Here is a 21,939-nt window from a genome sequence, read left to right as displayed (position 1 = left end):
CCATGTCCGCATTTCTGCTGTGTTTTGCGGCCTGGTCGGTGATGGCGCTGGGCATGGACCGCCACCATGAAGACGCCACGGGCAGCGAAGGTGCAGCCCACCGCCTGCAACAGCTGCGCCGCGCGGGGTGGCTGTTGCTTGTGCTGTCGCTGTGGCTGGCCGCACACCCGGCCGATGGCGTGCCCGCATCGCTCGGCGTGACCGCATGGGCCGTGGCCCTGTCAGTAGCTGCCGTGGCCGTGACGGCCACTGTGACCTGGCAGCCCCGGCGCACACCGCTGCTGGCGGGGTTGGCCCTGCTGGCAGGCCTCGCCGCCTGGGCAGGGGGGTGGTGAGCGGAAAGGATGCGGCGGCCCCTCTGGCTCGTCGCACTTTCTGATCCGCCTCTCACCTCTGCATTTTTTCATCCCGCTCTCTGCGCCCCCCAGCCACCGGCCCAATGGGCCCGCGCCAGGCCCGGTGCCTGCGGAGTCGTTTTCAACCGCGTTGCGCACACACCAAGGACAAACCATGCACGCACCTTTCCGCCGCCCCTTCCGCCACCCCCAGGCCCTGCACCCGCTGGCCGCCGCCGTCTTGGCCGCGTTCTGCGGCACCGCGCTGGCACAAGCAACACCGCCCTCTGCGCCGACCCAGACGCTGGGCGAGGTCACCGTGCAATCCACCAGCGGCGATGACGGCTATTCGCCCACCGTCAGCTCCTCGGCCACCAAGGGCAGCGCGCCGCTGCGCGATGTGCCCCAAGCCGTGAACGTGGTACCCGAGCAGCTCATGCGCGACCAGGGTGCGCGGTCGATGGAAGACGTGCTGCGCAACGTACCCGGCGTGGCCATGAGCCACGGCGACGGCCAGCGTGACCAGGTGGTGATACGCGGTTTCACCGCCATTGCCGACCAGTTTGTGGACGGTGTGCGCGACGACGCGCTGTACTTCCGCGACCTGGCCGACATCGAGCGCGTGGAGGTGCTCAAGGGCCCCGCCGCTGTGCTGTACGGGCGCGGCTCCTCGGGCGGCCTGATCAACCGCGTGACCAAGAAACCCAAGTTTGGCGAGACCTCGGGGGAGGCTTCTCTGGGCCTGGGCAGCTACGCCTTTCGCCGCGCCACGGCCGATGTGAATGTAGGCATCAGCGACACCGCTGCCTTCCGCATCAACGCCGCCATCGAAGACTCGGGCAGCTACCGCGACCAGCAGTTCGTCAAGCGCCACAACTTCGCGCCGTCGCTCGCGCTCAAGCTCGCGGCGCAGACCGACCTGCTGCTGCAGTACACCAACGCCCGCGACAAGCGCCTGACGGACTTCGGCATTCCCGCACTCAACGGCCGTCCAGTGAACGTGCCCGCCAGCACCTACTACGGCTCCAGCAACGCCGCACAAGACGACACCACCACCAGCACCATGCAATCGCTGGCGGCCACCCTCAACCACCGCTTCAACGACGACTGGTCAGTGCGCAATGTGACACGCGCATACGACTACACGCTGGATCGCTACAACACCCTGCCCGGCGGCACCACCAACCCGGTGAACCTGACCGTGGGTCGCACACGCTCGTTCATCCTGCGCGACGAAAGCGGCCTGTTCAACCAGACCGACGTGACCTGGCGCAACCAGCTCGGGGGCCTGAAGCAGGAGTGGCTGATGGGCATGGAACTGGGCCAGCAGAAGAAGCGCGCGGAGTCCGTGTCGGGTGGAGCAGACCGCGTCTCCATCTTCAACCCCGCCGGCGTAGCCGCGCCGGTGATACCTGCCGCCAGCTACACCGCCGACAGCGCCATCCCCAGCCACACCACCCAAGACACAGCGGCGCTGTACTGGCAAAACCAGATCACACTGGCCCCGCAGTGGAAGGCGCTGGTGGGTGCGCGCTACGACGTGTTCAAGCAGCAGACCGAGTTTGACCGCAAGCTCTCCGCGTTGTCGCGCACCGACAAGAAGTTCAGCCCCCGCGCAGGCCTGGTCTGGCAGCCCAGCGACGCGGTGTCGTACTACGTGTCGTACAGCAAGTCGTTCCAGCCTTCGGCAGAGACTTTTGCGCTGGCTGCCAACAACACCGCCAACGAACCCGAGATCACGCAGAACAAGGAAATCGGCGTGAAGCTCGACCTGCTCGATGGCCGCATGAACGTGACGGGCGCGCTCTTCAACCTGGAGCGCACCAACATCAAGAACACCGACCCCACCAACCCCTCTCGCCAGATCAACGTGGGCACCCAACGCACCAACGGCCTGGAGCTGACCGCCAACGGCCGCCTGCCCGGCCGCTGGGATGTGAGCGCCGGCTACGCCTGGCTGGATGGCCGCATGACGAAATCACTGGCCACCACCACCTCCACCCAGTTGCCCACCGCCGCCATTGCCGCCCAGGGCAAAGTGCCTGCGCTCACGCCCCGCAACTCCGCCTTCCTCTGGGCCATGAAGGACCTGGGCCACGGCCTGCGCGTGGGTGGCGGCGTGAACTACGTGGGCGCCCGCTTCACCTCGCTGACCAACCTGGTCACCCTGCCCGGTTACACCACGCTGGACGCCGCCGTGCAGTACACGCTGGGCCAGTGGGATGTGGACGTGAACATCAAGAACCTGGCCAACCGCAAGTACTACGTGTCAGCCCACGGCAGCAACGACAACCTGATCCTGCCCGGCTCGCCGCGTGCGGTGCAGGTCACACTGCGCTCGCACTTCTGACAAGGGCAAAAAGCGCACGCGTCTCAGTCAACCGACCGGTCGCCGCAACTTGCCACAGCCGGACCAAAGACGCTGCTGACGCCCTACCAAAGGTCTTTAGCCGCTATCTAAAAGATAGCCAAAGTCGCTTTAACAGCATCGCACGGACGCACTGAGCGAAGCGTGCAATGGGGTCGATGGCGTTCAGTTCATGCTCCAGGTTCCGTCATAGAGCTCGGCTCTCAGACCCAGCTCCATGATCTGTGCAGTCAGGGTGCGTACCGAATGTCTGGCCTTGTCGCCTTCCGGGTCATTGGTTTGCGTTGACTGCGCAGCCCGGAAGGGGCGACCGACGTTGCGTCCCCACACACCGCGCCAGCGCGCCATGTTGGTTGTTTCCAGCGACACTGCATTCAAAGACTCGATGTAGATGTATCCGGTGGTCATCACTTCCTGGATGCTCTCGCGTTCGGCAGCGCTTGGGCTTGTGATTTGTTCGCTTTGCAACGCCACCATCACAACGCCGATCAACCGTGTCAATGACGCGGACGTCTGCACCGAGAGATCCACCAGTCGATGGACCTGATCGTTAAGACCGGCATCGCACCCCGCTCGGTTCGCGCCGAACCTGTCTACAGAAACGATGGCCAGTGTGCCGGACATGGCCGTCAGCATGTGGGATGCCAATGCGAACAGGTTCACGATGCCCAGCGGGCCTTTGCGCTGCTCAGGGCTTTCCACCTTCGGCAAATAGTCAAACTGCCGCGCGAAGAGCTCTTGGATGAGGCGTGGGGACTCTTCAGTCATTGCCGACTTTCGGGCCTTGGAGGCGGATTGGGCCAGTACGGGCGCAGCGGGTCAGGCTGCATAGCCAAGACTGGGCCGCCGCTCGTGGCTGACCGAGGCAGTGCCCGACCGCTCTTCGAGCTTGAAGATTTGCACCGCCCGCGTCAGCTGCTGGGCCTGCATGTCCAGACTCTGGGCGGCCGCCGCGCTTTCTTCGACGAGCGCTGCGTTCTGCTGTGTGACCTGATCCATCTGATTCACAGCTTGGCCGATCTGAGACACGCCGGAGCTCTGCTCAGAGATGGCAGCGCTGATCTGCCCCACAACCTCCGTCACACGCTGGATGGCTCCCACCACCTCGTCCATGGTCTGGCCCGCCTGATCCACCAGCTGGGTACCGGCAACCACCTTTTCCACACTTTCGCTGATCAATGCCTTGATCTCCTTGGCGGCCGTGGCACTGCGCTGCGCAAGGTTGCGCACCTCAGTGGCCACCACGGCAAACCCGCGCCCTTGTTCACCCGCTCGCGCGGCCTCAACAGCAGCGTTCAGCGCCAGGATGTTCGTTTGAAAGGCAATGCCGTCAATCACGCCGATGATGTCGGAAATCCTGCGTGAGCTGTCGTTGATACCCCGCATGGTGTCCACTACCTGCGATACCACTTTGCCGCCCTGGGTGGCCACGGTGGTTGCGTTCATGGCCAACTGGTCTGCCACCTTGGCGTTCTCTGCGTTGTTAAGGACCGTGGTGCTGAACTGCTCCATGGTGGCGGCCGTCTGCTGCAGGGCGCTGGCCTGCTCTTCGGTACGGTGGCTCAGGTCGATATTTCCGCGTGCAATTTCGGAAGTGCCCATGGCGATCGAATCCGAAGCACCGCGCACCTTGGCAACGATGTCCGCCAGGTTCTGCTGCATCGCGCTCAGAGAAGCCAGCACGCTTCCCTGGATGGCACTGTCGGCCCCATCCATTTTCGACAGATCCCCGTCCGCCACGCGGCGTGCTGCATCGCTGAGCACATCGGGCTCGGCCCCCAGCGCACGGGACAGGCTGCGTGTGATCAGGTAGCCGGAGATCAGAGCCACCAATGCTGCCACCAAAGCAAGGGCCACCAAGTAGGTGCGCTGCGCGGCCATGTCCGACTCAGATTGCTGCACAAGCTGGCCTGATCGCTCGTCGGTGACAGCCTGGTATTCATTGGTCTTGGAGACCAGCGCGGCCAGCAGAGGGCGGCACTTCTCGTTGATCATGGTGATGGCCTCATCCCGCTGGCCATTCAGCGCCAGATCCACGATCTTCAAAGCCACAGGGCTGTAGGCGTGTTCGATCTTGTCGATGTCGTCCACAAGCGCCTTGATGTGCGCCGGCACATGGCCTGCCACCGCCATTTCTTTCAATCGAGCCAACCGGTCCTGAACATCAGCATGGGCTTTGCTCACCGCGAGCTTCTCAGCAGCGCGTTCTGATTCCGAGGTGACTATCACCAGGTTACGTGCCGCAATGGCACGCCGGTTGACGGCCGACTGCACGTCTTTCGCCAGATGGGCGCGGGCATTGATGCCGGTGACGTAGTCGTGGAACAGGTCCTTCTGCTTTGTCATGTCATAGATGGCAATCCCAGCCACCAGCAGGATCAGGGTCACCATCAGGCCGAAGGCCAGACTCAGTTTTCTACGGACGGTCATTCGGTTGCGGTTCATGGCATATCACCTTGTTCATTGATGCGGCTCAATTTTTGATGAATTTATCATTTTCGTCAATTTATTTTTATCAATTCAAGGACGCCATAGCCATACAAAAGTCAAATTCGCAAAATCACAACATCTGATCGGGAATCATTCGCATTTACAGGATAAAATTTGGTTACCGCAAGCCAAAGCCCTTTCTCTCGGCTGCAGCCAGCTCCCTCCGTCATCAGATGCATTCGGGTTGCCTGGCTTGAAACACTCCTTTCTCTCTGATCCTTCCGGCATGGCCGCCGCTTTGCGTCTGGCTCTTCAGTGCGTGCGTGCGCAGCGCTTTGAAACTCAAAGCCCTTGCGGTAGCAAATCGCTCAACAAGGTTCTCATCCCATGCTGAGCCCCACCGCCCTGCGCCGCTGGAGCTGGACCCACAAATGGTCCAGCCTGGTGTGCACCGTCTTCATGCTTCTGCTGTGCATCACCGGCCTGCCGCTGATCTTTCACCACGAAATCGGCCACCTGCTGGGCACCGAGGTCGAGGCGCCCGCCATGCCTGCCAACACGCCGCGCGCGAGCCTGGACCAGGTGTTGGCCACGGCAAAAGCGCTGCACCCGGATCGTGTGGTGCAGTTCGCGTCGCATGCGGAGGACGATGACAACGTGTGGTTCGTCACGCTCACGCCCACCCCGGCGCCCACCGATGACTTCCGCTCAGTGGCGGTGGATGCCCGCACGGCCCAGGTGCTGGCGCAGCCACGGTTTGACGAAGGCTTCATGTACGTGATGTTCAAGCTGCATGTGGACCTGTTCGCGGGGCTGCCGGGCAAGCTGTTTCTGGGCTTCATGGGCTTGCTGCTGCTGGTGGCCATCGTCACCGGCGTGGTGTTGTATGCGCCGTTCATGCGCAAGCTGGCGTTTGGTGAGGTGCGGCGGGATCGGTCCACGCGGGTGAAGTGGCTCGACCTGCACAACCTGCTGGGCATCGTCACGCTGGTGTGGGCCTTCGTGGTGGGTGGCACGGGCATGATCAACACGTGGGCCGATCTGCTCATCAAGTACTGGCAGTACGACCAGTTGTCGGTGCTGCTCAAGCCCTATGAGGGCCAGCCCATCGTGCCCGCCGCAGAGCGCGGGCCGCTGCAGCAAGCGCTGGAGGTGGCGCAGGCCCAGGCGCCGGGCACCAAGCTGTCGTTCATCGCGTTCCCGGGCACGGCGTTCTCCAGCCCACATCACAACACGTTTTTTCTGCGTGGCAACGAGCCGCTCACCTCGCGCCTGCTCAAGCCCGTGCTGGTGGATGCGCGCACGGCGCAGGTCACTGCAGCGCCCCAGCTGCCGTGGTACCTGACGGCGCTGCTGGTTTCGCAGCCGCTGCACTTTGGCGACTACGGCGGCATGCCGATGAAGATCCTCTGGGCGCTGCTCGACATTGCCACCATCGTGGTGCTGGGCAGCGGGTTGTACCTGTGGTTGCGCAAAGGTGCGCAGGCGTGCAGCGCCAGTACCAGCACCGCCACGGCGGCCGCCACCGTGCACGGCCACACCGGCCTGCCGCCAACGGCTGCCGCGCGCACTGGCGGCGCGCTGCCAAGCACGGAGGGCCGCGCATGAAGGCGAGCCCTTTATGGTCGCTGTGGGGCTGGCCCCTCGTGATGGGTGTGCTGACCACCACCGGCCTCACCACGGCACTGGTGTCTGACACCTGGGGCGACTGGTGGTCGTGGGTGGGTCTGGGCATTCCGGTGGCGGTGATGGGCTGGACCTGCTGGCCGCGCACCACGCCAAAGGCCACTGCGCAACGCGCCCATGACAAACCCCGCACCGATGCCGACGAAGCGGGCACCAACGCCAACGCCACGCCACTCTGACCATTCCCCGCACCTTCAGCACGCCATGCGCAATTCCCATTCCCCTCGCCGCCCTGCCCTGACCCCAGCCGCACTGGCCGCCGCCCTGCTCTTCACACTGGGCGCGCCTGCCGCTTGGGCGCAAGCGACGGCCAGCGGCACCGAGCCCGACGGCAAAACCCTGTCCACCGTCACCGTGAACGCCAGCGCCGACGCATCGGCGCAAGGCCTGTCGCCCGCCTACCCCGGCGGCCAGGTGGCCCGTGGGGGCCGTGCGGGCATCCTGGGCACCAAGGACGCGATGGACACGCCGTTTTCCATCACCAGCTACACCAACGAACTGATCCAGGACCGCCATGCCCGCAGCGTGGGCGATGTGCTGCAGAACGACCCCACGGTGCGCGTTGCACGTGGCTTTGGCAATTTTCAGGAGGCGTTCTTCATCCGGGGGTTCATCCTCGATTCGGACGACACGGCCTACAACGGCCTGTACAGCCTGCTGCCGCGCCAATACATCGCCACCGAGCTGTTCGAGCGTGTGGAGGTGCTGCGCGGCGCATCGGCCTTTTTGAACGGCACCAGCCCCAACGGCGGCGGCCTGGGCGGCAGCATCAACCTGCTGCCCAAGCGCGCGCCCAACGAGCCTTTGAACCGCGTGACCTTTGGCGTGGCCAGCGGCGGCCAGACGCAGGTGGCGGCCGACATTGCCCGCCGCTTTGGGCCGGATGGCAACACTGGCATCCGCGTGAATGCTGCTGCCCGCAATGGCGGTACGGCGGTGGACCACGAAGACGTGCAGCTCGGCCTGCTGGCCTTGGGCCTGGACTGGCGCAGCCGTGACGTGCGCCTGTCGGGCGACGTCGGCTGGCAGGACCACAAGCTCAAGAACACCCGCACCAACGTCACGCTGGGCAGCGCTGTGACCACGGTGCCGAGCGTGCCCGACAACCAGACCAACTTTGCCCAGCCCTGGAGCTACTCCAACGAACGCGATGTGTTCGGCACGCTGCGTGGCGAGTGGGACCTGTCGCCCAGCACCACGGCCTGGGCTGCGGCGGGCGCGCGCCGTGGCGAAGAAGCCAATTCACTGGCCAACCTCACGGTGACCAACGCCGCCAGCGGCGCCGCCACCACCTACCGCTTTGACAACACCCGCAATGACAGCGTGAACACCGGCGAGTTGGGCCTGCGTGGCAAGCTGCAGACCGGCAGCGTTGGGCATGAATGGGTGGCGGTGGCGTCGCACTACGACTTCGAAAAGAAGAACGCCTACGCCATGGATTGGCGCAACACGCACGCCACGAATCTTTACAACCCCATAGCCACCAACCTGCCCGGCTTCAGCGCCAACACCCTGTTTGGCGGCGACCTGGCCAATCCCCTGCGCACCGGCAGCACGCGCCTGTCCAGCTTTGCGCTGGGTGACACGATGGCGTTCATGGACAACCGCATGCTCTTCACCGTGGGCTTGCGCCACCAGAAGATGGAGATCGCCAATTACGACTACGGCACCGGGCTGCAGACCGACCGCTACGACCAGAGCCGCACCAGCCCGCTGCTGGCGGCTGTCTACAAGGTCAACAAGGGCCTGTCGGTGTATGCCAACTATGTGGAAGGCCTGAGCCAGGGCCAGACCGCGCCCAGCACGGCGACCAACCGGGGCGAGATGCTGGCGCCGTATGTCTCCAAACAAAAGGAAGTGGGCATCAAGTTTGACGCCGGCCGCGTGGGCGGCAGCGTGGCGCTGTTTTCCACCACCAAGCCGCGTGCGTTTTTGAACGCGGCCAACCTCTTCAGCACCAGCGGCAAGGACCGCCACCAGGGCATCGAGCTGGCCGTGCAAGGCGAGGCCACCAAGGGCCTGCGCCTGCTGGGCGGCCTGACCTGGCTGGATGCCAAGCAGCAGACCACCGGCGCTGCCGCCACCGACGGCCAGCGCGTCATCGGTGTGCCCAAGCTGCAAGCCAACCTGGGGGCGGAATGGGACGTGCCCGGCGTGCCGGGCCTGGCAGTGGACGGCCGCTGGGTGCACACCGGCGCCAGTTATGCCAACGCCACCAACACCCTGCGCGTGCCCGGCTGGAACCGGCTCGACGTGGGTGCCCGCTATATGACGGAAGTGCAAGGCAAGCTCGTCACACTGCGCGCCCGCATCGACAACCTGACCAACCGCAACTACTGGGCCTCAGTCGGCGGCTACCCCGGCTCGGGCTACCTGGTGGTGGGTGCGCCGCGCACCTTGTCGCTGAGCGTGAGCGTGGACTTCTAAAGCGGCAACCCGCGCCACACAGGCACTGCCAAGACCCATTTCAGGGTCGAAAAAGCCACCCAGCGCTTATCCAACAAGCGCAGGCAGCTATCAAACAATGAGTATTTTTCCCCTGTAGCGCCGGGGGTGTGGAGCACTGCGCTCCGCTGTTTTTGCTGTCACTAAACCACCGAAAGGAAAACGTCCATGTCCTCGAACCAACGCCTCCAAGCCCCGCTGCTGTCCGCCCTGCTGGCCTGCGCCGCCCTCACCGCGGTGCCCTCCGTCCATGCCCACCAGGTCTGGCTCGAAAACGCTGGCGGCCAGGCGCGCCTGCACTTTGGCGAGTTCAACGAGAACCTGCGCGAGACCTCGCCCGGCCGGCTGGACCAGTTCAAGGGTGTGCCCGCACTGGAACAACAACGCGCGGGTGCCGCCCCCCAGCGCGTGGAAGGCCAGCTCGCCAAAGACGCTTTTGTCTACACCACCACGGGCACGCCCGACACCCTGTTCGCCGCCGCCAGCTACCCGCTGATCGACCGCAGCAAGCGCAACCTGCCCGCCATGATCTGGCAGCCCTCGGCCCGCTGGGTGGCCAGCCTGGCCAAGCCCGTGGCACCCACCGCGCCGCTGGACCTGGTGCCCACCGGCAAGCCCGGAGAGCTGAAGGTGGTCTACAAGGGCGCGCCGCTGCCCAAGGCCAAGGTGCAGCTGGCCGCCCCGTCGGGCTGGACGCGCGAGGCCGAGGCCGGTGAAGACGGCACGGTGACCTTCGTCACCCCCTGGAAGGGCCAGTACGTGGCCGAGGTGAAGCACAGCGACAAGACCCCCGGCGAAGTGCAAGGCGAGAAGTACGGCGAAGCCAGCTACGTGACCACGCTCACCTTTGTGCTGGCCGACGGCATGGCGTCGCCCGCCCTGCCCGAGCCGCCCAAGGCCCACTGAGCCCCGGCTGCCGCCACCGCCGATTTGCTAGCCGCACAAACCACCGCCCTCTCGCGGCGCGTGGTACAGCCTTGGCACGCTCGGGCGGCTGGCATTCATATCACTAAAAATGGGCTGTAGCGCTTTACGTAAAAGCGCCGACAGCTATTAATTCGATAGCGCCATGATTCACCCCAATCTCTTGCGCACCGCGGTGGCGCACGCCGCACTGCTGGCTGTGTGCGGCACCGCGTTCGCGCAGAACAGCACAGCACCCGCACCTATACCCTCCGACGCTCCAGCAGCCGCCCCCTCCTTGCGCCAGGTCGATGTCATCGACTCCACGGCAGGCGAAGCCGCCACGCCCGCACGGCGCGCGCAAAGCAGCTCGCGCCTGGGCCTGTCGGTGCTGGAGACGCCGCGCTCGGTCAGCGTGATCGACAACGCGTTGCTGGAGCAGCAGATGGCCACCACCGAGCGCGATGTGCTGCGCAATGCCTCGGGCGTGTCCTCGCGCAGCGAGTACTACGGCTCGTACTCGCAGTTCTCCATCCGGGGGCTGTGGGCCAACAACACCTACAACTTCCTGCGCGACGGCGCCAAGTTCATCCACCTGCTGGACCCACCGCTGTTCAACATCGAGCGGGTGGAAGTCATCAAGGGCCCGGCCGCGCTGGAGTTTGGCCAGGTCGCACCGGGCGGCCTCGTCAACTACGTGAGCAAGCGCCCCCAGGCCGACCCACTGCGCACCGTGAAGATCGGCGCCGGCAGCCATGGCTGGCGCAGTGCCGAGTTCGACCTGACCGGCCCGCTCAATACCGATGGCACGCTACGCTACCGCCTGGACGGCGGCGCCAGCCGGGGCGGCAGTTTTGTGGATGGCAACACCCCGCGCAAGCAAGGCATTGCAGGCAGCCTGGAGTGGCGGGTCACGCCCGACACCGTCTGGCGCGCGCAGGCCGAGACCCAAAGCATCGACGGCACTTCGACCTCCGGTTTGGCCGTGCCCGACCCCAAGAATCCACGCAGCGCGGACGTGCTACCGGTGGGCGCGTTCTACGGCGAGCCCTGGTTGAAAACCGACGGCCATCTGCGCTTCTATTCCACCGAGCTGCAGCACCGTTTTTCGGACCAGCTGGAAGGCCGCGTGCATCTGTCGCGCAACGAAACCTTTCGCAACGTGAACATCGTGTCGCCCATGGGCCCGGTGACCAACGGCCGCGTGCCGCGCACCTACTGGATGGCGCCGGGACAAAATTACACGTCGGACACCGCACTGGCTGAACTGCGCGCGCAGCTGCAAACCGGCGCGGTCAAGCACACGGTGCTGGCGGGGTTGGACTGGCGCGCCATTGCGGGCTTCTACGGCGCGCGCACCACAGGCAACCTGGGCGCCATCGACCTCTACAACCCCGTTACAGGCCTGTTGCCACCCGTGGCCTCCACCGGCGTGGGCAAGCTCTCCTCCGACGCCCGCAACACCGGTGTGTTTGTGCAAGACCGGATGGTGCTGGGCGAGTTCGGCCTGTTGCTGGGCCTGCGCCACGACCGCTTCAAAGACGCCTACACCACGCCCGTCACCGACGTGAGCAAAACACAGCCGAGCGCGGCGATCAGCTGGGAGCCCCGCCCGGGCAGCATGCTCTACGCGAGCCATGCGCGCTCGTTCCAGGCCAACTCGGGCACGCTGGTGTGGGGCGCGCAGTCGGCCCCGCCCTCGGAGGGCAAGCAGCTGGAGGTGGGCTGGAAGCAGGAATGGCTGGACCAGCGCCTGATGACCACCGTGTCGGCGTTTGACCTGGAGCTGACCAACGCCCCCGCCACCGACCCGGCGCACCCCGGCTACTCGGTGCTCACCGCGCGCCAGCGGATCAAGGGCATCGAGCTGGAGCTGCAGGGCCGCATCACGCCCGGCTGGACGGTGACGGCCCACGCCAGCTTCCACGACCCCAAGGTGCTGGCCGACACCACGGCCGGTGCCAACGTGGGCAACCGCGTCGAGCGGGCCACGCGCCGCAACGCATCGCTGTGGACACAGTACCGCCTGCCGCAACTGCCCGGCCTGTGGGTGGGTGGTGGCCTGGTGCACCAGGGCGACAAGTTCACGGCCAACGACAACAAGTGGCGCCTGCCAGGCTACACCGTGGTCGACCTGGCCGTGGGCTACCAATTCGCGGGTGGCGTGCGGCTGCAGGCCAACCTGAAGAACGCGGGCAATCGCCGCTACTACATCGACGGCACCACCACCACCGCCGGTTTTGGCGCCGTGGTGCCCGGCACGCCACGCAGCCTGCAGGTGTCGCTGGACTACACGTTCTGAAGACCGGCGCCAAGGCTGCGCCTGTCCCATCGCCAGCCCCGAAAGCCAAGCGCTCCTTGCACTCCAGGCACGCCACGCGCCGTGCCTGGCCTTCGGGCCCGCCCCCTTTTTTCAACCATCGGAGAAACAGCACCATGCAATCTGGCATCACCGTTTGCCGCACCGCCATCGCGCACGCGGCCCTGCTCGCCCTGTGCGGCGCGGCCCATGCGCAGCAGGCCACACCCACAGCCCCCACCGCTCCCACGGCGCCCGCTGCAGAGAAAGCCCTGGCCCCCGTCACCGTGAGCGCGGGTGCCGAGCAGGAGAACCCCACCGCACCCGTCACCGGCTTTGTGGCCCAGCGTGCCCTGAGCGCCACCAAGACCGACACCCCGCTCATCGAAACCCCGCAGGCCATCAGCGTGATCACCCGCGACCAGATGGAGGCCCAGGGCGTGCAGACGCTGCGCCAGGTCACGGCGTACACGGCAGGCGCCGTGTCCAACTATTTCGACAGCCGCGTGGATAGCTTCAGCGCACGCGGCGGCACCGTCAGCCAGTACCAGGACGGGCTGCTGCGCACCTACGGCACCTACAACACCAGCCGCCCCGACCCATACACGCTGGAGCGCGTGGAGTTTCTGCGCGGGCCCACGTCGGTGCTGTATGGCCAGGGCAGCGTAGGCGGTGTGCTCAACCTCACGAGCAAACGCCCGCAGGCCGAAACGCTGCGCGAAGTGCAGGTGCAGCTGGGCAACAACAACCGCAAGCAGATTGCGGCCGACATGACCGGCGCCCTGGACAAGGACGGCCAGTGGCTCTACCGCCTGGTGGCCGTGGGACGCGACAGCGGCTCGCAGGTGGACCATGTGAGCGACGACCGCATGGTGCTGATGCCATCGCTGACATGGAAGCCCAATGCCGACACGTCGCTGACGCTGCAGGCCCTGCACCAAAAGGACAAGAGCGGCTCGCTCATCGGCTTCTTCCCGTGGCAGGGCACGCAGCTGGCCAGCCAGTACGGCCAGATCCCGCGCAACACCTTCATCAGCGAGCCGGGCTGGGATGCGTATGACACCACCAACAACTCGTGGGGCTACCTCTTCAGCCACCGCCTGAACGGCGACTGGACGGTGCGCCAGAACCTGCGCCGCACCGTGAGCGAGGTGGACTACCGCACCATCTACACCAGCTTCACCGCCAACGCAGCCACGGGCCGCCCAGCACGCCCCGTGTTCAACGCGGACAACCGCACCGTGGTGCGCGACGCGGTGTGGAACATCAACACCGGCCGCATGTTGCTGATCGACACGCAGCTGGAAGGCAAGCTCAAGGCTGGCAGCACCGAACACACGCTGCTGGCGGGCCTGGACGTGCAGCGCAATCACACGGGCCAGCAGGCCTGGCGCGCGGTGGCGTCGTCCATCGACGTGTACAACCCGGTGTACGGCAACTTCACGCCGCCCACTGCGGCGCAGCTGGTGCGCCAGCCCAGCGTGGTGCAAAAGCAGTTGGGGTTCTACGCGCAAGACCAGATCCAATGGGGCCGCTGGACGGCCACGCTGGGCCTGCGCCACGACAGTGCGCAGACCGATACCGAAGGCCGCCCTGCCGCTGCCGTGGACGACAAGGCCTGGACCAAACGCGCAGGCGTCACGTACCAGATGGATGGCGGCTGGGCGCCGTATGTGGGCTACTCCGAATCGTTCCAGCCCCTGGGTGGGCTCGACGCGTACGGCACCCCCTACAAACCCCAGCGCGGTGAACAGTGGGAGGCCGGCGTGAAGTGGCAGCCGCCAGGCCAGGGCATCAGTGCGTTTGCCGCTGTGTACACCCTGCGCGAGAAGAACCGCAAGACCACCGACCCCGGCAACCCGCTCAACAGCCTGCAGATCGGCGAAGTAAAGGTCAACGGTTTCGAGGCAGAGGTGCAGGCCAGCCTGGCGCGCCAGTGGGACTTCACGGTGGGCTACGCCTTCACCGACGCCCAAATCAGCCGCAGCAACGCAGGCGACCAGGGCCAGCCCGTGGCCAGCGTGCCCCGGCACACCGCGTCGGCCTGGCTGAGCCACCGCTTTGCAGCACAGGGACGTGGCGGCTGGGTGGTGGGCGCGGGCGTGCGCTACACCGGCTCGCAATGGAGCGGCACCAGCGCCATCAGCACCCCTGCCGCCACCCTGGCCGATGCCATGCTGGCCTACGACGCTGGCGACTGGCGCGTGGCCTTCAACGTGGTCAACCTGACCGACAAGGTGCACATCACCCAGTGCCTGGCACGCGGGGATTGTTTCTACGGACAGGCGCGCACCTACACGCTGACCTCGACCTACCGGTTCTAGGGGCCCGTTGACGATCCCTCAAGGGGTCGTCGCCCACTCCACGAACCCCACCAGCCGCCCTGCAGCGCCTGCAATCCTCGCGGCCCTTGCAGCGCCTTCACGGCGGCAGCAGCCCGGGCACTGCGGCACGCCGATGGCAGCCCACGTGGGGCTTGCGCTGCATTCGCGACCTTGACGGGGGTGCCGGGCTACGCCCCGGGTCGGTTCTGGCGTGCCCTACCAGAACCATGTTGCGCCGCAACGACATCTTGATGACAAAAAGGTGTTTACCCCGCTGGCGGCCAATCACGGCGGCCAGTAGCATCCCCTTCCGTTGCAAAGTGCAACGATCACATCACCACAGGCACCAAACTTGCTTGTAGCGGCGGCCCGAAGGCATCACCCCTGTGCGTTTTTGGCCGGTGATTATTTGTCATCAAACAAAATTTGATTTAAGGAACCTCGCGAATGAAAACATTGAACCGCTGCGCCCTCGCCGCGCTGGCCCTGGTGGGTACGTCTGCTGCCTTTGCACAGAGCAGCGTCACCCTGTACGGCCGGGTCAACACCAGCTTTGAACACCAAAAAGACGGCGATGTCTCCAAGACCGGCCTGTTCAACAACTCCTCCCGCTTCGGCTTCAAGGGCCAGGAAGACCTGGGCGGCGGCCTGATGGCAGGCTTCCAGCTGGAAAGCGGCTTTGACTCCAGCTCCGGCGCTTCCGACTCGCGCGGCATTTTTGCCCGCCAGAGCGAAGTGAACCTGTCCGGCGGCTTCGGCATGGTGCGCCTGGGCAACTTCACGTCCGAGTCGTACTACGCCACGGCCGACTTCATCAGCAACCACAACCACGACACCGGCTCGTCGGCTGACGCCCTGTACGCCTACCCCGCCCGTGACATCAACAAGATCGCTTACCGCACCCCCAGCCTGGGCGGCGCAACGTTCGAAGCCGGCTGGGCCCAGCACGAGCAGCCCAGCGGCACCGGCGGCAAGAACAGCATGGACCTGGCTGCCAACTACGAAATCGGCAAGCTGGGCCTGGGCGCCGGTTACTCCAAGCTGGGCGACCAGAACCAGTTCGCAGTGCGCGCTTCGTACTCCACCGGTCCCTTCGTGATGGGCGCCTACGTGCAACGCGACAAGAACGTGTTCATCGCCAACGGCGGCAACCGCACCAACCTGCGCCTGTCGGCCGCCTACATCATGGGCGTGTCCGAGTTCCACGTGAACGTGGGCCGTGCCGGCAACTACTCCAACGTGTCCAACAGCGCCGCCACCCAATACACGCTGGGCTACAACTACAACCTGAGCAAGCGCACCAAGATCTACACGTACTACACCCGCATCAACAACAGCCAGGCTGCCACCTACGGCGTGTCGGCTCCGGGTAACGACTTCAGCTCCTTCGCCGTGGGCGTGCGCCACAACTTCTGATGGCCCCCCACACGCTGCTGCCCTGACTGGTGGGAGGGCAGGCACACAGCCAATTACCCCGCACTTCTTTGGAGTGCGGGGTTTTTTTATGCCTGCCACCTGCCGGATACAGCGCATAGCCCTATTGCGGACGCAGAGCCAACCACCCAACCCGGCGCACCCAAGGCCATTCGGTCGGTCCAAATCCGGTCCCGCCCGCAGGCTTTTGCCGCGGCAGATACTCTGCGCCACACTCGCCGGGCAATAACCACCTGGCCGTGAAACGGGGAGCACAGCACCATGCCAACACCACGCCACGCAGCCAGCGCCATCCTGGTGTTCTGGGCCCTGGCCGCACCTGCCCAGACCACAGCGCCCGTGGTGCTGGACGACCTGCGCGGCCTGCGCATTGACAAGACCGAAGTCACCATCGCCCAGTTTGCGCGCTACGCGCGGGCCACCGGCACCACCACCCGTGCCGAGCGCGAAGGCGGCGGTTTTGAATACGTGGGCGGCTGGCAGCGCCGCGCGGGCTGGACCTGGCAGCGCCCCGACGGCTCACCGCCCGACACCGACCAGTTGCCCGCCGTGCACCTCACCCACGCCGAGGCCCAGGCCTACTGCCAATGGGCGGGCGGCCGCCTGCCCACCGCCGCCGAGTGGCGCACCGCCGGCTTTACCGAGCTGCGCAGCCAACCGCCCGCGCCCTGGGTGCGTGGCACCACTTACCCCTGGACGACGGGCCAAAGCCCGCAGGGCGCCAACACCAGCGACCCCGACCCCTGGCCCCGCGCCGCGCCCGTCAATGCCACTGCGGCCGGAGTGAACGGCCTCCACGACATGGGCGCCAATGTGTGGGAATGGGCGGCCGATGCGCGCGGCGACGAGCGGCGCACGATGGGCGGGTCCTGGTGGTATCCCGCGTCGCAAATGCGCGCGGAGTTCGAGGCCTGGAAGCCTGCGGACTTCTACGCGGTGTACATCGGCTTTCGCTGCGTGTACGACCCGGTGAAACAGCGCTGAGCGGACCGCAGCACCGACTGAGAGGGCATCCTCTCAATGCCCGCCAAACCGCCCCACTTGCCGCAGCCCGCCCGTCAGGCCCCACAGCGATACGCACCAGCCGTCACACCCTTCCGACACCACCAGCCCTGGCAGGTCGTTGCCGTCGATGTCCACGTAGCTGTCGGGCTTGCCGGGCACCTCGCCCATGTAGGCATAGCCGCCACTGCGACGCACAAAGACATGGTGCCGCTGGGCTTCGTAAAAAGCATTCGGATCGCGCACCACCCTGCCAGGCACCACCACGGTGGTGTGTGCACCCTGGGGCTGCTGAACCGTGCGTGCCGAATCCCATTGGAGCTGGCGGCGCAGCGTACCAAACCGGCGGTCGTCCGACTGCACGAACAACTGCAGTGCTCCCAGCTGCTCGGCATCGGGGCTCCCTACCACCCACTGCGGCGCGCGCGGCGGCGTGAGGGCGAAGAGCCGGTACTGCCGGGTATCTGCCTGCGGCGCCGGACCTTGCACGGTCATGCCTGCAGCGTAGGATTCTTCCTGCCCGGCAGACTTCGGCGGCAGTTCGGCCTTGCACTGGTAGCGGGTGCCTGCTTGCAGCGCAAACACCGGCGCGCCGGCATTGCAGTGCCGTGCCAGCTGCTGCAGGTGCGCGGGGTTCTCAAAATGAGCCCACACCGGACCATCGTCGGGCGACAGCCAGGCAAAGAACAGTCCGGGCCGCTGGATGGAGCCTTCTTTGTCCAGGCCGGCCCAGGCAGGCGGCACGCAGGAGGCCAGCGCAGCAATGAGGGCAAGGCATTGTCGGGACAGCATGGGCGGTGCACTCCTGAAATGGCGGATGCTGGGTAACAGCCACCTGAGGTGGCCGTAGCTCTGTAGCGGCCCACCATCGTGCCGCCACGTTCAGTCTTCCAAATGCAAAAAAAAGGCCCCCGATGCCCATGGCACCGGGGGCCTGTGACCAAGGAGCAAAGAGCGCGATGGTTACACGTTCATGATCGACACCAGGCGCGTGTTCAGGTGCGCCTCGATGGCCTCGGGGCCACCCTCGGAGCCGTAGCCCGAATCCTTCAGGCCGCCAAACGGCAGCTCGGCAGCAGGTGCGGCGGCCTGGTTGATCCAGAGCATGCCCACTTCCAGGCGCTGCGCCAGCAAATGAGCGTTCTTCAACGACGAGGTGAAGGCATAACCGGCCAGGCCAAACGGCAGCCGGTTGGCTTCGGCAATGGCGTCTTCGATTTGGGTGAAGCCACGCACGGCAGCCACGGGCCCAAAGGGCTCTTCGTTCACGATACGGGCCGACAGGGGCACGTCGTTCAGCACCGTGGGCTGGAAGAAGTTGCCTTCGGTGCCGATGCGCTCGCCACCGGCCAGCACCTTGGCGCCCTGCTGTACTGCATCGGCCAGCAAATCGGCCATGGCGGTAATGCGGCGCGGGTTGGCCAGCGGGCCCATCTGCGTGCCGGCCGTGAGGCCATCGCCCACCTTCAGGCCCTGTGCGTACTTGGCAAACGCGGCCACAAAGTCGGCGCGGATGCTTTCGTGCACCAGATAGCGCGTGGGCGAAATGCAGACCTGGCCTGCGTTGCGGAACTTGGCGCCGCTGCCGATCTTGATGGCGAGTTCGAGGTCGGCGTCTTCGGCCACAATGACCGGGGCGTGGCCGCCCAGCTCCATCGTCACGCGCTTCATGTGCTTGCCCGCCAGCGCGGCCAGCTGCTTGCCCACGGGCGTGGAGCCGGTGAACGTGACCTTGCGGATGATGGGGTGCGGGATCAGGTAGCTGGAGATTTCAGCCGGGTCGCCATAGACCAGGCCCACGGTGCCTGCGGGCACACCGGCATCGGCAAACGCGCGGATCAGCTCGGCCGGGCTGGCGGGGGTTTCTTCAGGCGCCTTGACCAAGATGGAGCAACCGGCACCCAGCGCGGCGGCCAGCTTGCGCACCACCTGGTTGATGGGAAAGTTCCAGGGCGTGAAGGCCGCCACGGGGCCCACAGGGTCCTTCAGCACCATCTGCGTGGCCTTGAGATTGCGCGAGGGCACGATGCGGCCGTACACACGCAGCGACTCGTCGGCAAACCATTCGATGATGTCGGCGGATGCCATGGTCTCGACCTTGGCCTCGGCCAGGGGCTTGCCCTGCTCTTGCACCATGATGGCGGCTATTGATTCGGCGCGCTCGCGCATCAGGGCGGCAGCGCGGCGCATGGTCTTGGCGCGCTCGCCGGCGGGCATGTCGCGCCAGGCTTCAAAGCCCTTTTGTGCGGCGTCCAGCGCGCGGTCCAGGTCGACCTTGGTGGCGTGGGCCACACGGCCAATTTCTTTGCCCGTGGCGGGGTTGAACACGGCAAGGGTCTTGCCTTCGGCGGCGTCTTGCCACTGGCCTGCGATGAAGAGCTGGGTGTTGGGATAGGTCATGAGCGTTGGGGTCAGCCAAAAAAATCAAAAAAACGACTATACGCCTGCGATGATGGCTGTGTATTTCAAGGAGATTGCATGCGAGAAGTAGTCCAAAGCCTCGAAGAGTCGCGCATCCGCGAAGTGGCCAACGAAGGCCTGGGGCGCAGCGATGTGCTGAAGTTCTGGTTCGGCGAGAGCGACGAGGTAACGCCGGATTTCATCCGCGACGCGGCCATTGCGTCGCTGCAAAAGGGCGAGACCTTTTATGCCCACAACCTGGGCCTGCCCGAACTGCGCCACGCGATTGCAGGCTACATGCACGGCCTGCACCCGCAGCAGCACACCGATGCGTGGTTCGACCGCATCGCAGTGACGTCCGGCGGTGTGAACGGCCTGATGGTGGCCGTGCAGACCCTGGTGGACGCGGGCGACGAAGTGGTGCTGGTGACGCCCGTGTGGCCCAACCTGGTGGCGCAGCCGCGCATTCTGGGGGCGCAGGTGCGCACTGTGCCGCTGGTGGCCGACGTGCACGGCGCATGGCGCCTGGACATGGACGCGCTGCTGGCCGCCATCACACCCGGCACGCGCCTGCTGGTCGTCAACGCACCCAACAACCCCACGGGCTGGACGCTGACGCGCGAGGAGCAAGCCACCATCCTGGCGCACTGCCGCCGCACCGGCACGTGGATTCTGGCGGACGAGGTGTACGAGCGGCTGTACTACGCGGGCGACACGGCCAATGGCGCGGCGCCCAGTTTTCTCGACGTGGCCGAGCCCGAGGACCGGCTGATCGTGACGCACAGCTTTTCCAAGAGCTTTTTGATGACCGGCTGGCGCCTTGGGTGGCTGGTGTTGCCGCCGTCACTCACCCAGGCGGTGGGCAAGCTGATCGAGTTCAACACCTCGTGCGCACCGGTGTTTGTGCAGCGCGGAGCTACGGTGGCGCTGCAGCGCACGGAGGAGGTGACGCCCGCGCTGGTGAACCATCTACGCAACTGCCGCGACACGCTGGTGCCGCTGCTGGCCGAGGTGCCGGGAGTGTCGGTGGCCACGCCACGTGGGGGCATGTATGCGTTCTTCCACATCGACGGGCATGACGAGTGTTTGCCGCTGGCCAAGCGATTGGTGCGGGAGGCGGGGCTGGGGTTGGCGCCCGGCAGCGCGTTTGGGGGAGAGGCGTCGGGGTGGTTGCGGTGGTGTTTTGCGAGTCGGGATGTGGGGAGGTTGGAGGAAGGGGTGGGGAGGTTGAGGGGGTGGCTGAAGGGGTGATTTGAGGTTTTTGAGCCTTTTTGGCCGCAGGCGCTAGTGGGATATGCGCTGGTAGCTATTGATTTTGTAGTGTCTGGTTGTTGTGCTGATGGGGCCACGTGCCTGGGTTGAGGGCGGAGGCCGGGAGTCGCCCGGCAGGCGAGGTACTTTTCTTTGCTTCGCCAAAGAAAAGTACCCAAAAGAAAGGCGACCCCGCTGTCTGCCTCCCCTGCGCTGACGCTACGGGGCAACCTGCGGTGCTCGGGTTTGGCGGGGTCTCGCTCAACTCGCGCCGCTGCGCGTCGCTCAGACACACGCGAGCCCTGATCCGCCAAWCCCTGCGCTCCTCGGCGCATCCACAGGGGCACAGGGAGCAGAACATCCACACGGGCCATCGCTGCGCTCGGCCCCACATCGCGGGCGCAAGCGCTTTGCGCTGCGCAGGCGCGGCCGAGCGCAGNTCTTTGCTTCGCCAAAGAAAAGTGCCCAAAAGAAAGGCGACCCCACTGTCTGCGTCCCCTGCGCTGACGCTACGGGGCAACCTGCGGTGCTCGGGTTTGGCGGGGTCTCGCTCAACTCGCGCCGCTGCGCGTCGCTCAGACACACGCGAGCCCTGATCCGCCAATCCCTGCGCTCCTCGGCGCATCCAGAGGGGCCAGGGGAGCAGAACATCCACACGGGCCATCGCTGCGCTCGGCCCCACATCGCGGGGCTAGCGCCGCGCGCTGCGCAGCCTGGGCCGGGCAAAGCGATGGCCCGAATGGATGTTGGCTGTTCGGCTGCCCCACCCCTGCTGGCTGCGCCTGCGGCGGGGCGGTTGCGGGGTGGCACGCGCGTCGGAGCGCGCGTGCTTCGTGAACTGACTCGCCGTGGATGTCTGAACGAAGCTGCAATGCAGCGCAGTGAGTTCCACGGCGCACCCCGCAACCGCCCCGCCGCAGGTTTGCCCCGGAGTGAAGCGCCGGGGTCGCAGACTGGGGGTCGCCTTTTCTTTGGTGACTTTCTTTTGGCGAAGCAAAAGAAAGTTACTCGCACGCCGGGCGACTCCCGGCCTCCGCCCTCAAGCCAGGCACGCGGTCAAAT

15 protein-coding genes are annotated in these 21,939 nt (G+C 65.8%); 11 read left to right on the top strand and 4 right to left on the bottom strand.

The window, feature by feature from the left end; genetic code table 11:
• Window positions 1-2: 2 nt before the first annotated feature.
• On the top strand, window positions 3-335 hold the full coding sequence (locus tag ASC83_RS10810; RefSeq protein WP_056061803.1) for a DUF3325 domain-containing protein: 333 nt from the start codon (window positions 3-5) through the stop codon (window positions 333-335).
• A gap of 175 nt (window positions 336-510) precedes the next feature.
• The gene (locus tag ASC83_RS10805; protein WP_156379469.1) at window positions 511-2,685 is read left to right on the top strand and encodes a TonB-dependent siderophore receptor; all 2,175 of its coding nucleotides are present in this window, start codon (window positions 511-513) and stop codon (window positions 2,683-2,685) included.
• A gap of 183 nt (window positions 2,686-2,868) precedes the next feature.
• Here ASC83_RS10805 and ASC83_RS10800 read toward each other — a convergent pair whose 3' ends face one another.
• Window positions 2,869-3,471 carry a hypothetical protein gene (locus ASC83_RS10800; RefSeq protein WP_056061799.1) on the bottom strand — a complete coding sequence of 201 codons (603 nt, stop codon included), beginning with the start codon at window positions 3,469-3,471 and terminating at the stop codon, window positions 2,869-2,871.
• 51 nt (window positions 3,472-3,522) lie between these two features.
• Window positions 3,523-5,148 carry a methyl-accepting chemotaxis protein gene (locus ASC83_RS10795; RefSeq protein WP_056061797.1) on the bottom strand — a complete coding sequence of 542 codons (1,626 nt, stop codon included), beginning with the start codon at window positions 5,146-5,148 and terminating at the stop codon, window positions 3,523-3,525.
• Between the two features lie 372 nt (window positions 5,149-5,520).
• On the opposite strand from ASC83_RS10795, the gene ASC83_RS10790 reads away from it, so the two are divergent.
• The 8 genes from ASC83_RS10790 to ASC83_RS10755 all read left to right on the top strand — a co-directional run bounded on the left by ASC83_RS10790 (window position 5,521) and on the right by ASC83_RS10755 (window position 17,208).
• On the top strand, window positions 5,521-6,741 hold the full coding sequence (locus ASC83_RS10790) for a PepSY domain-containing protein (protein ID WP_056061793.1): 1,221 nt from the start codon (window positions 5,521-5,523) through the stop codon (window positions 6,739-6,741).
• Entirely contained in the window at window positions 6,738-6,998 is a 261-nt protein-coding gene (locus ASC83_RS10785; protein WP_056061791.1) for a hypothetical protein, read from the top strand. Before ASC83_RS10790 ends, ASC83_RS10785 begins: the two co-directional genes overlap by 4 nt.
• Window positions 6,999-7,023: 25 nt before the next feature.
• Window positions 7,024-9,246 carry a TonB-dependent siderophore receptor gene (locus ASC83_RS10780; RefSeq protein ID WP_056061788.1) on the top strand — a complete coding sequence of 741 codons (2,223 nt, stop codon included), beginning with the start codon at window positions 7,024-7,026 and terminating at the stop codon, window positions 9,244-9,246.
• 186 nt (window positions 9,247-9,432) lie between these two features.
• Window positions 9,433-10,170, top strand: coding sequence for a TonB-dependent receptor (locus ASC83_RS10775; RefSeq protein ID WP_056061786.1), 738 nt, complete (start codon window positions 9,433-9,435; stop codon window positions 10,168-10,170).
• A 163-nt stretch (window positions 10,171-10,333) separates the two neighbouring features.
• Window positions 10,334-12,469 carry a TonB-dependent siderophore receptor gene (locus tag ASC83_RS10770; RefSeq protein WP_056061783.1) on the top strand — a complete coding sequence of 712 codons (2,136 nt, stop codon included), beginning with the start codon at window positions 10,334-10,336 and terminating at the stop codon, window positions 12,467-12,469.
• Window positions 12,470-12,603: 134 nt separating this feature from the next.
• Window positions 12,604-14,790, top strand: a complete 2,187-nt coding sequence (locus ASC83_RS10765) for a TonB-dependent siderophore receptor (RefSeq protein WP_056061780.1) — start codon at window positions 12,604-12,606, stop codon at window positions 14,788-14,790.
• A 447-nt stretch (window positions 14,791-15,237) separates the two neighbouring features.
• Window positions 15,238-16,206: a porin gene (locus ASC83_RS10760; protein WP_056061777.1), complete on the top strand. Its 969-nt coding sequence runs from the start codon at window positions 15,238-15,240 to the stop codon at window positions 16,204-16,206.
• Between the two features lie 279 nt (window positions 16,207-16,485).
• Window positions 16,486-17,208, top strand: a complete 723-nt coding sequence (locus ASC83_RS10755; RefSeq protein WP_056061774.1) for an SUMF1/EgtB/PvdO family nonheme iron enzyme — start codon at window positions 16,486-16,488, stop codon at window positions 17,206-17,208.
• A 33-nt stretch (window positions 17,209-17,241) separates the two neighbouring features.
• Here ASC83_RS10755 and ASC83_RS10750 read toward each other — a convergent pair whose 3' ends face one another.
• Window positions 17,242-18,018 carry a hypothetical protein gene (locus tag ASC83_RS10750; protein WP_056061772.1) on the bottom strand — a complete coding sequence of 259 codons (777 nt, stop codon included), beginning with the start codon at window positions 18,016-18,018 and terminating at the stop codon, window positions 17,242-17,244.
• Window positions 18,019-18,189: 171 nt separating this feature from the next.
• Window positions 18,190-19,626 (bottom strand): NAD-dependent succinate-semialdehyde dehydrogenase, encoded by a 1,437-nt coding sequence (locus ASC83_RS10745; RefSeq protein ID WP_056061768.1) that lies wholly within the window; start codon window positions 19,624-19,626, stop codon window positions 18,190-18,192.
• 78 nt (window positions 19,627-19,704) lie between these two features.
• Between ASC83_RS10745 and ASC83_RS10740 the strand changes: the two genes are divergently transcribed.
• The gene (locus tag ASC83_RS10740; protein WP_056061766.1) at window positions 19,705-20,877 is read left to right on the top strand and encodes a pyridoxal phosphate-dependent aminotransferase; all 1,173 of its coding nucleotides are present in this window, start codon (window positions 19,705-19,707) and stop codon (window positions 20,875-20,877) included.
• Window positions 20,878-21,939 lie beyond the last annotated feature (1,062 nt).

The sequence above is a fragment of the Acidovorax sp. Root402 genome, from assembly GCF_001425125.1.
GTDB classification, from domain to species: domain Bacteria; phylum Pseudomonadota; class Gammaproteobacteria; order Burkholderiales; family Burkholderiaceae_C; genus Acidovorax; species Acidovorax delafieldii.
The sequence above is the reverse complement of the archived record's forward strand: the minus strand, read 5'-3'. Positions and strand labels throughout refer to the sequence as shown.

Excerpts from the sequence above, each read along its gene's own strand:
- ASC83_RS10810 (WP_056061803.1), top strand. The coding sequence starts at position 3 with ATGTCCGCATTTCTGCTGTGTTTTGCGGCCTGGTCGGTGATGGCGCTG.
- ASC83_RS10805 (WP_156379469.1), top strand. The coding sequence starts at position 511 with ATGCACGCACCTTTCCGCCGCCCCTTCCGCCACCCCCAGGCCCTGCAC.
- ASC83_RS10800 (WP_056061799.1), bottom strand. The coding sequence starts at position 3,471 with ATGACTGAAGAGTCCCCACGCCTCATCCAAGAGCTCTTCGCGCGGCAG.
- ASC83_RS10795 (WP_056061797.1), bottom strand. The coding sequence starts at position 5,148 with ATGAACCGCAACCGAATGACCGTCCGTAGAAAACTGAGTCTGGCCTTC.
- ASC83_RS10790 (WP_056061793.1), top strand. The coding sequence starts at position 5,521 with ATGCTGAGCCCCACCGCCCTGCGCCGCTGGAGCTGGACCCACAAATGG.
- ASC83_RS10785 (WP_056061791.1), top strand. The coding sequence starts at position 6,738 with ATGAAGGCGAGCCCTTTATGGTCGCTGTGGGGCTGGCCCCTCGTGATG.
- ASC83_RS10780 (WP_056061788.1), top strand. The coding sequence starts at position 7,024 with ATGCGCAATTCCCATTCCCCTCGCCGCCCTGCCCTGACCCCAGCCGCA.
- ASC83_RS10775 (WP_056061786.1), top strand. The coding sequence starts at position 9,433 with ATGTCCTCGAACCAACGCCTCCAAGCCCCGCTGCTGTCCGCCCTGCTG.
- ASC83_RS10770 (WP_056061783.1), top strand. The coding sequence starts at position 10,334 with ATGATTCACCCCAATCTCTTGCGCACCGCGGTGGCGCACGCCGCACTG.
- ASC83_RS10765 (WP_056061780.1), top strand. The coding sequence starts at position 12,604 with ATGCAATCTGGCATCACCGTTTGCCGCACCGCCATCGCGCACGCGGCC.
- ASC83_RS10760 (WP_056061777.1), top strand. The coding sequence starts at position 15,238 with ATGAAAACATTGAACCGCTGCGCCCTCGCCGCGCTGGCCCTGGTGGGT.
- ASC83_RS10755 (WP_056061774.1), top strand. The coding sequence starts at position 16,486 with ATGCCAACACCACGCCACGCAGCCAGCGCCATCCTGGTGTTCTGGGCC.
- ASC83_RS10750 (WP_056061772.1), bottom strand. The coding sequence starts at position 18,018 with ATGCTGTCCCGACAATGCCTTGCCCTCATTGCTGCGCTGGCCTCCTGC.
- ASC83_RS10745 (WP_056061768.1), bottom strand. The coding sequence starts at position 19,626 with ATGACCTATCCCAACACCCAGCTCTTCATCGCAGGCCAGTGGCAAGAC.
- ASC83_RS10740 (WP_056061766.1), top strand. The coding sequence starts at position 19,705 with ATGCGAGAAGTAGTCCAAAGCCTCGAAGAGTCGCGCATCCGCGAAGTG.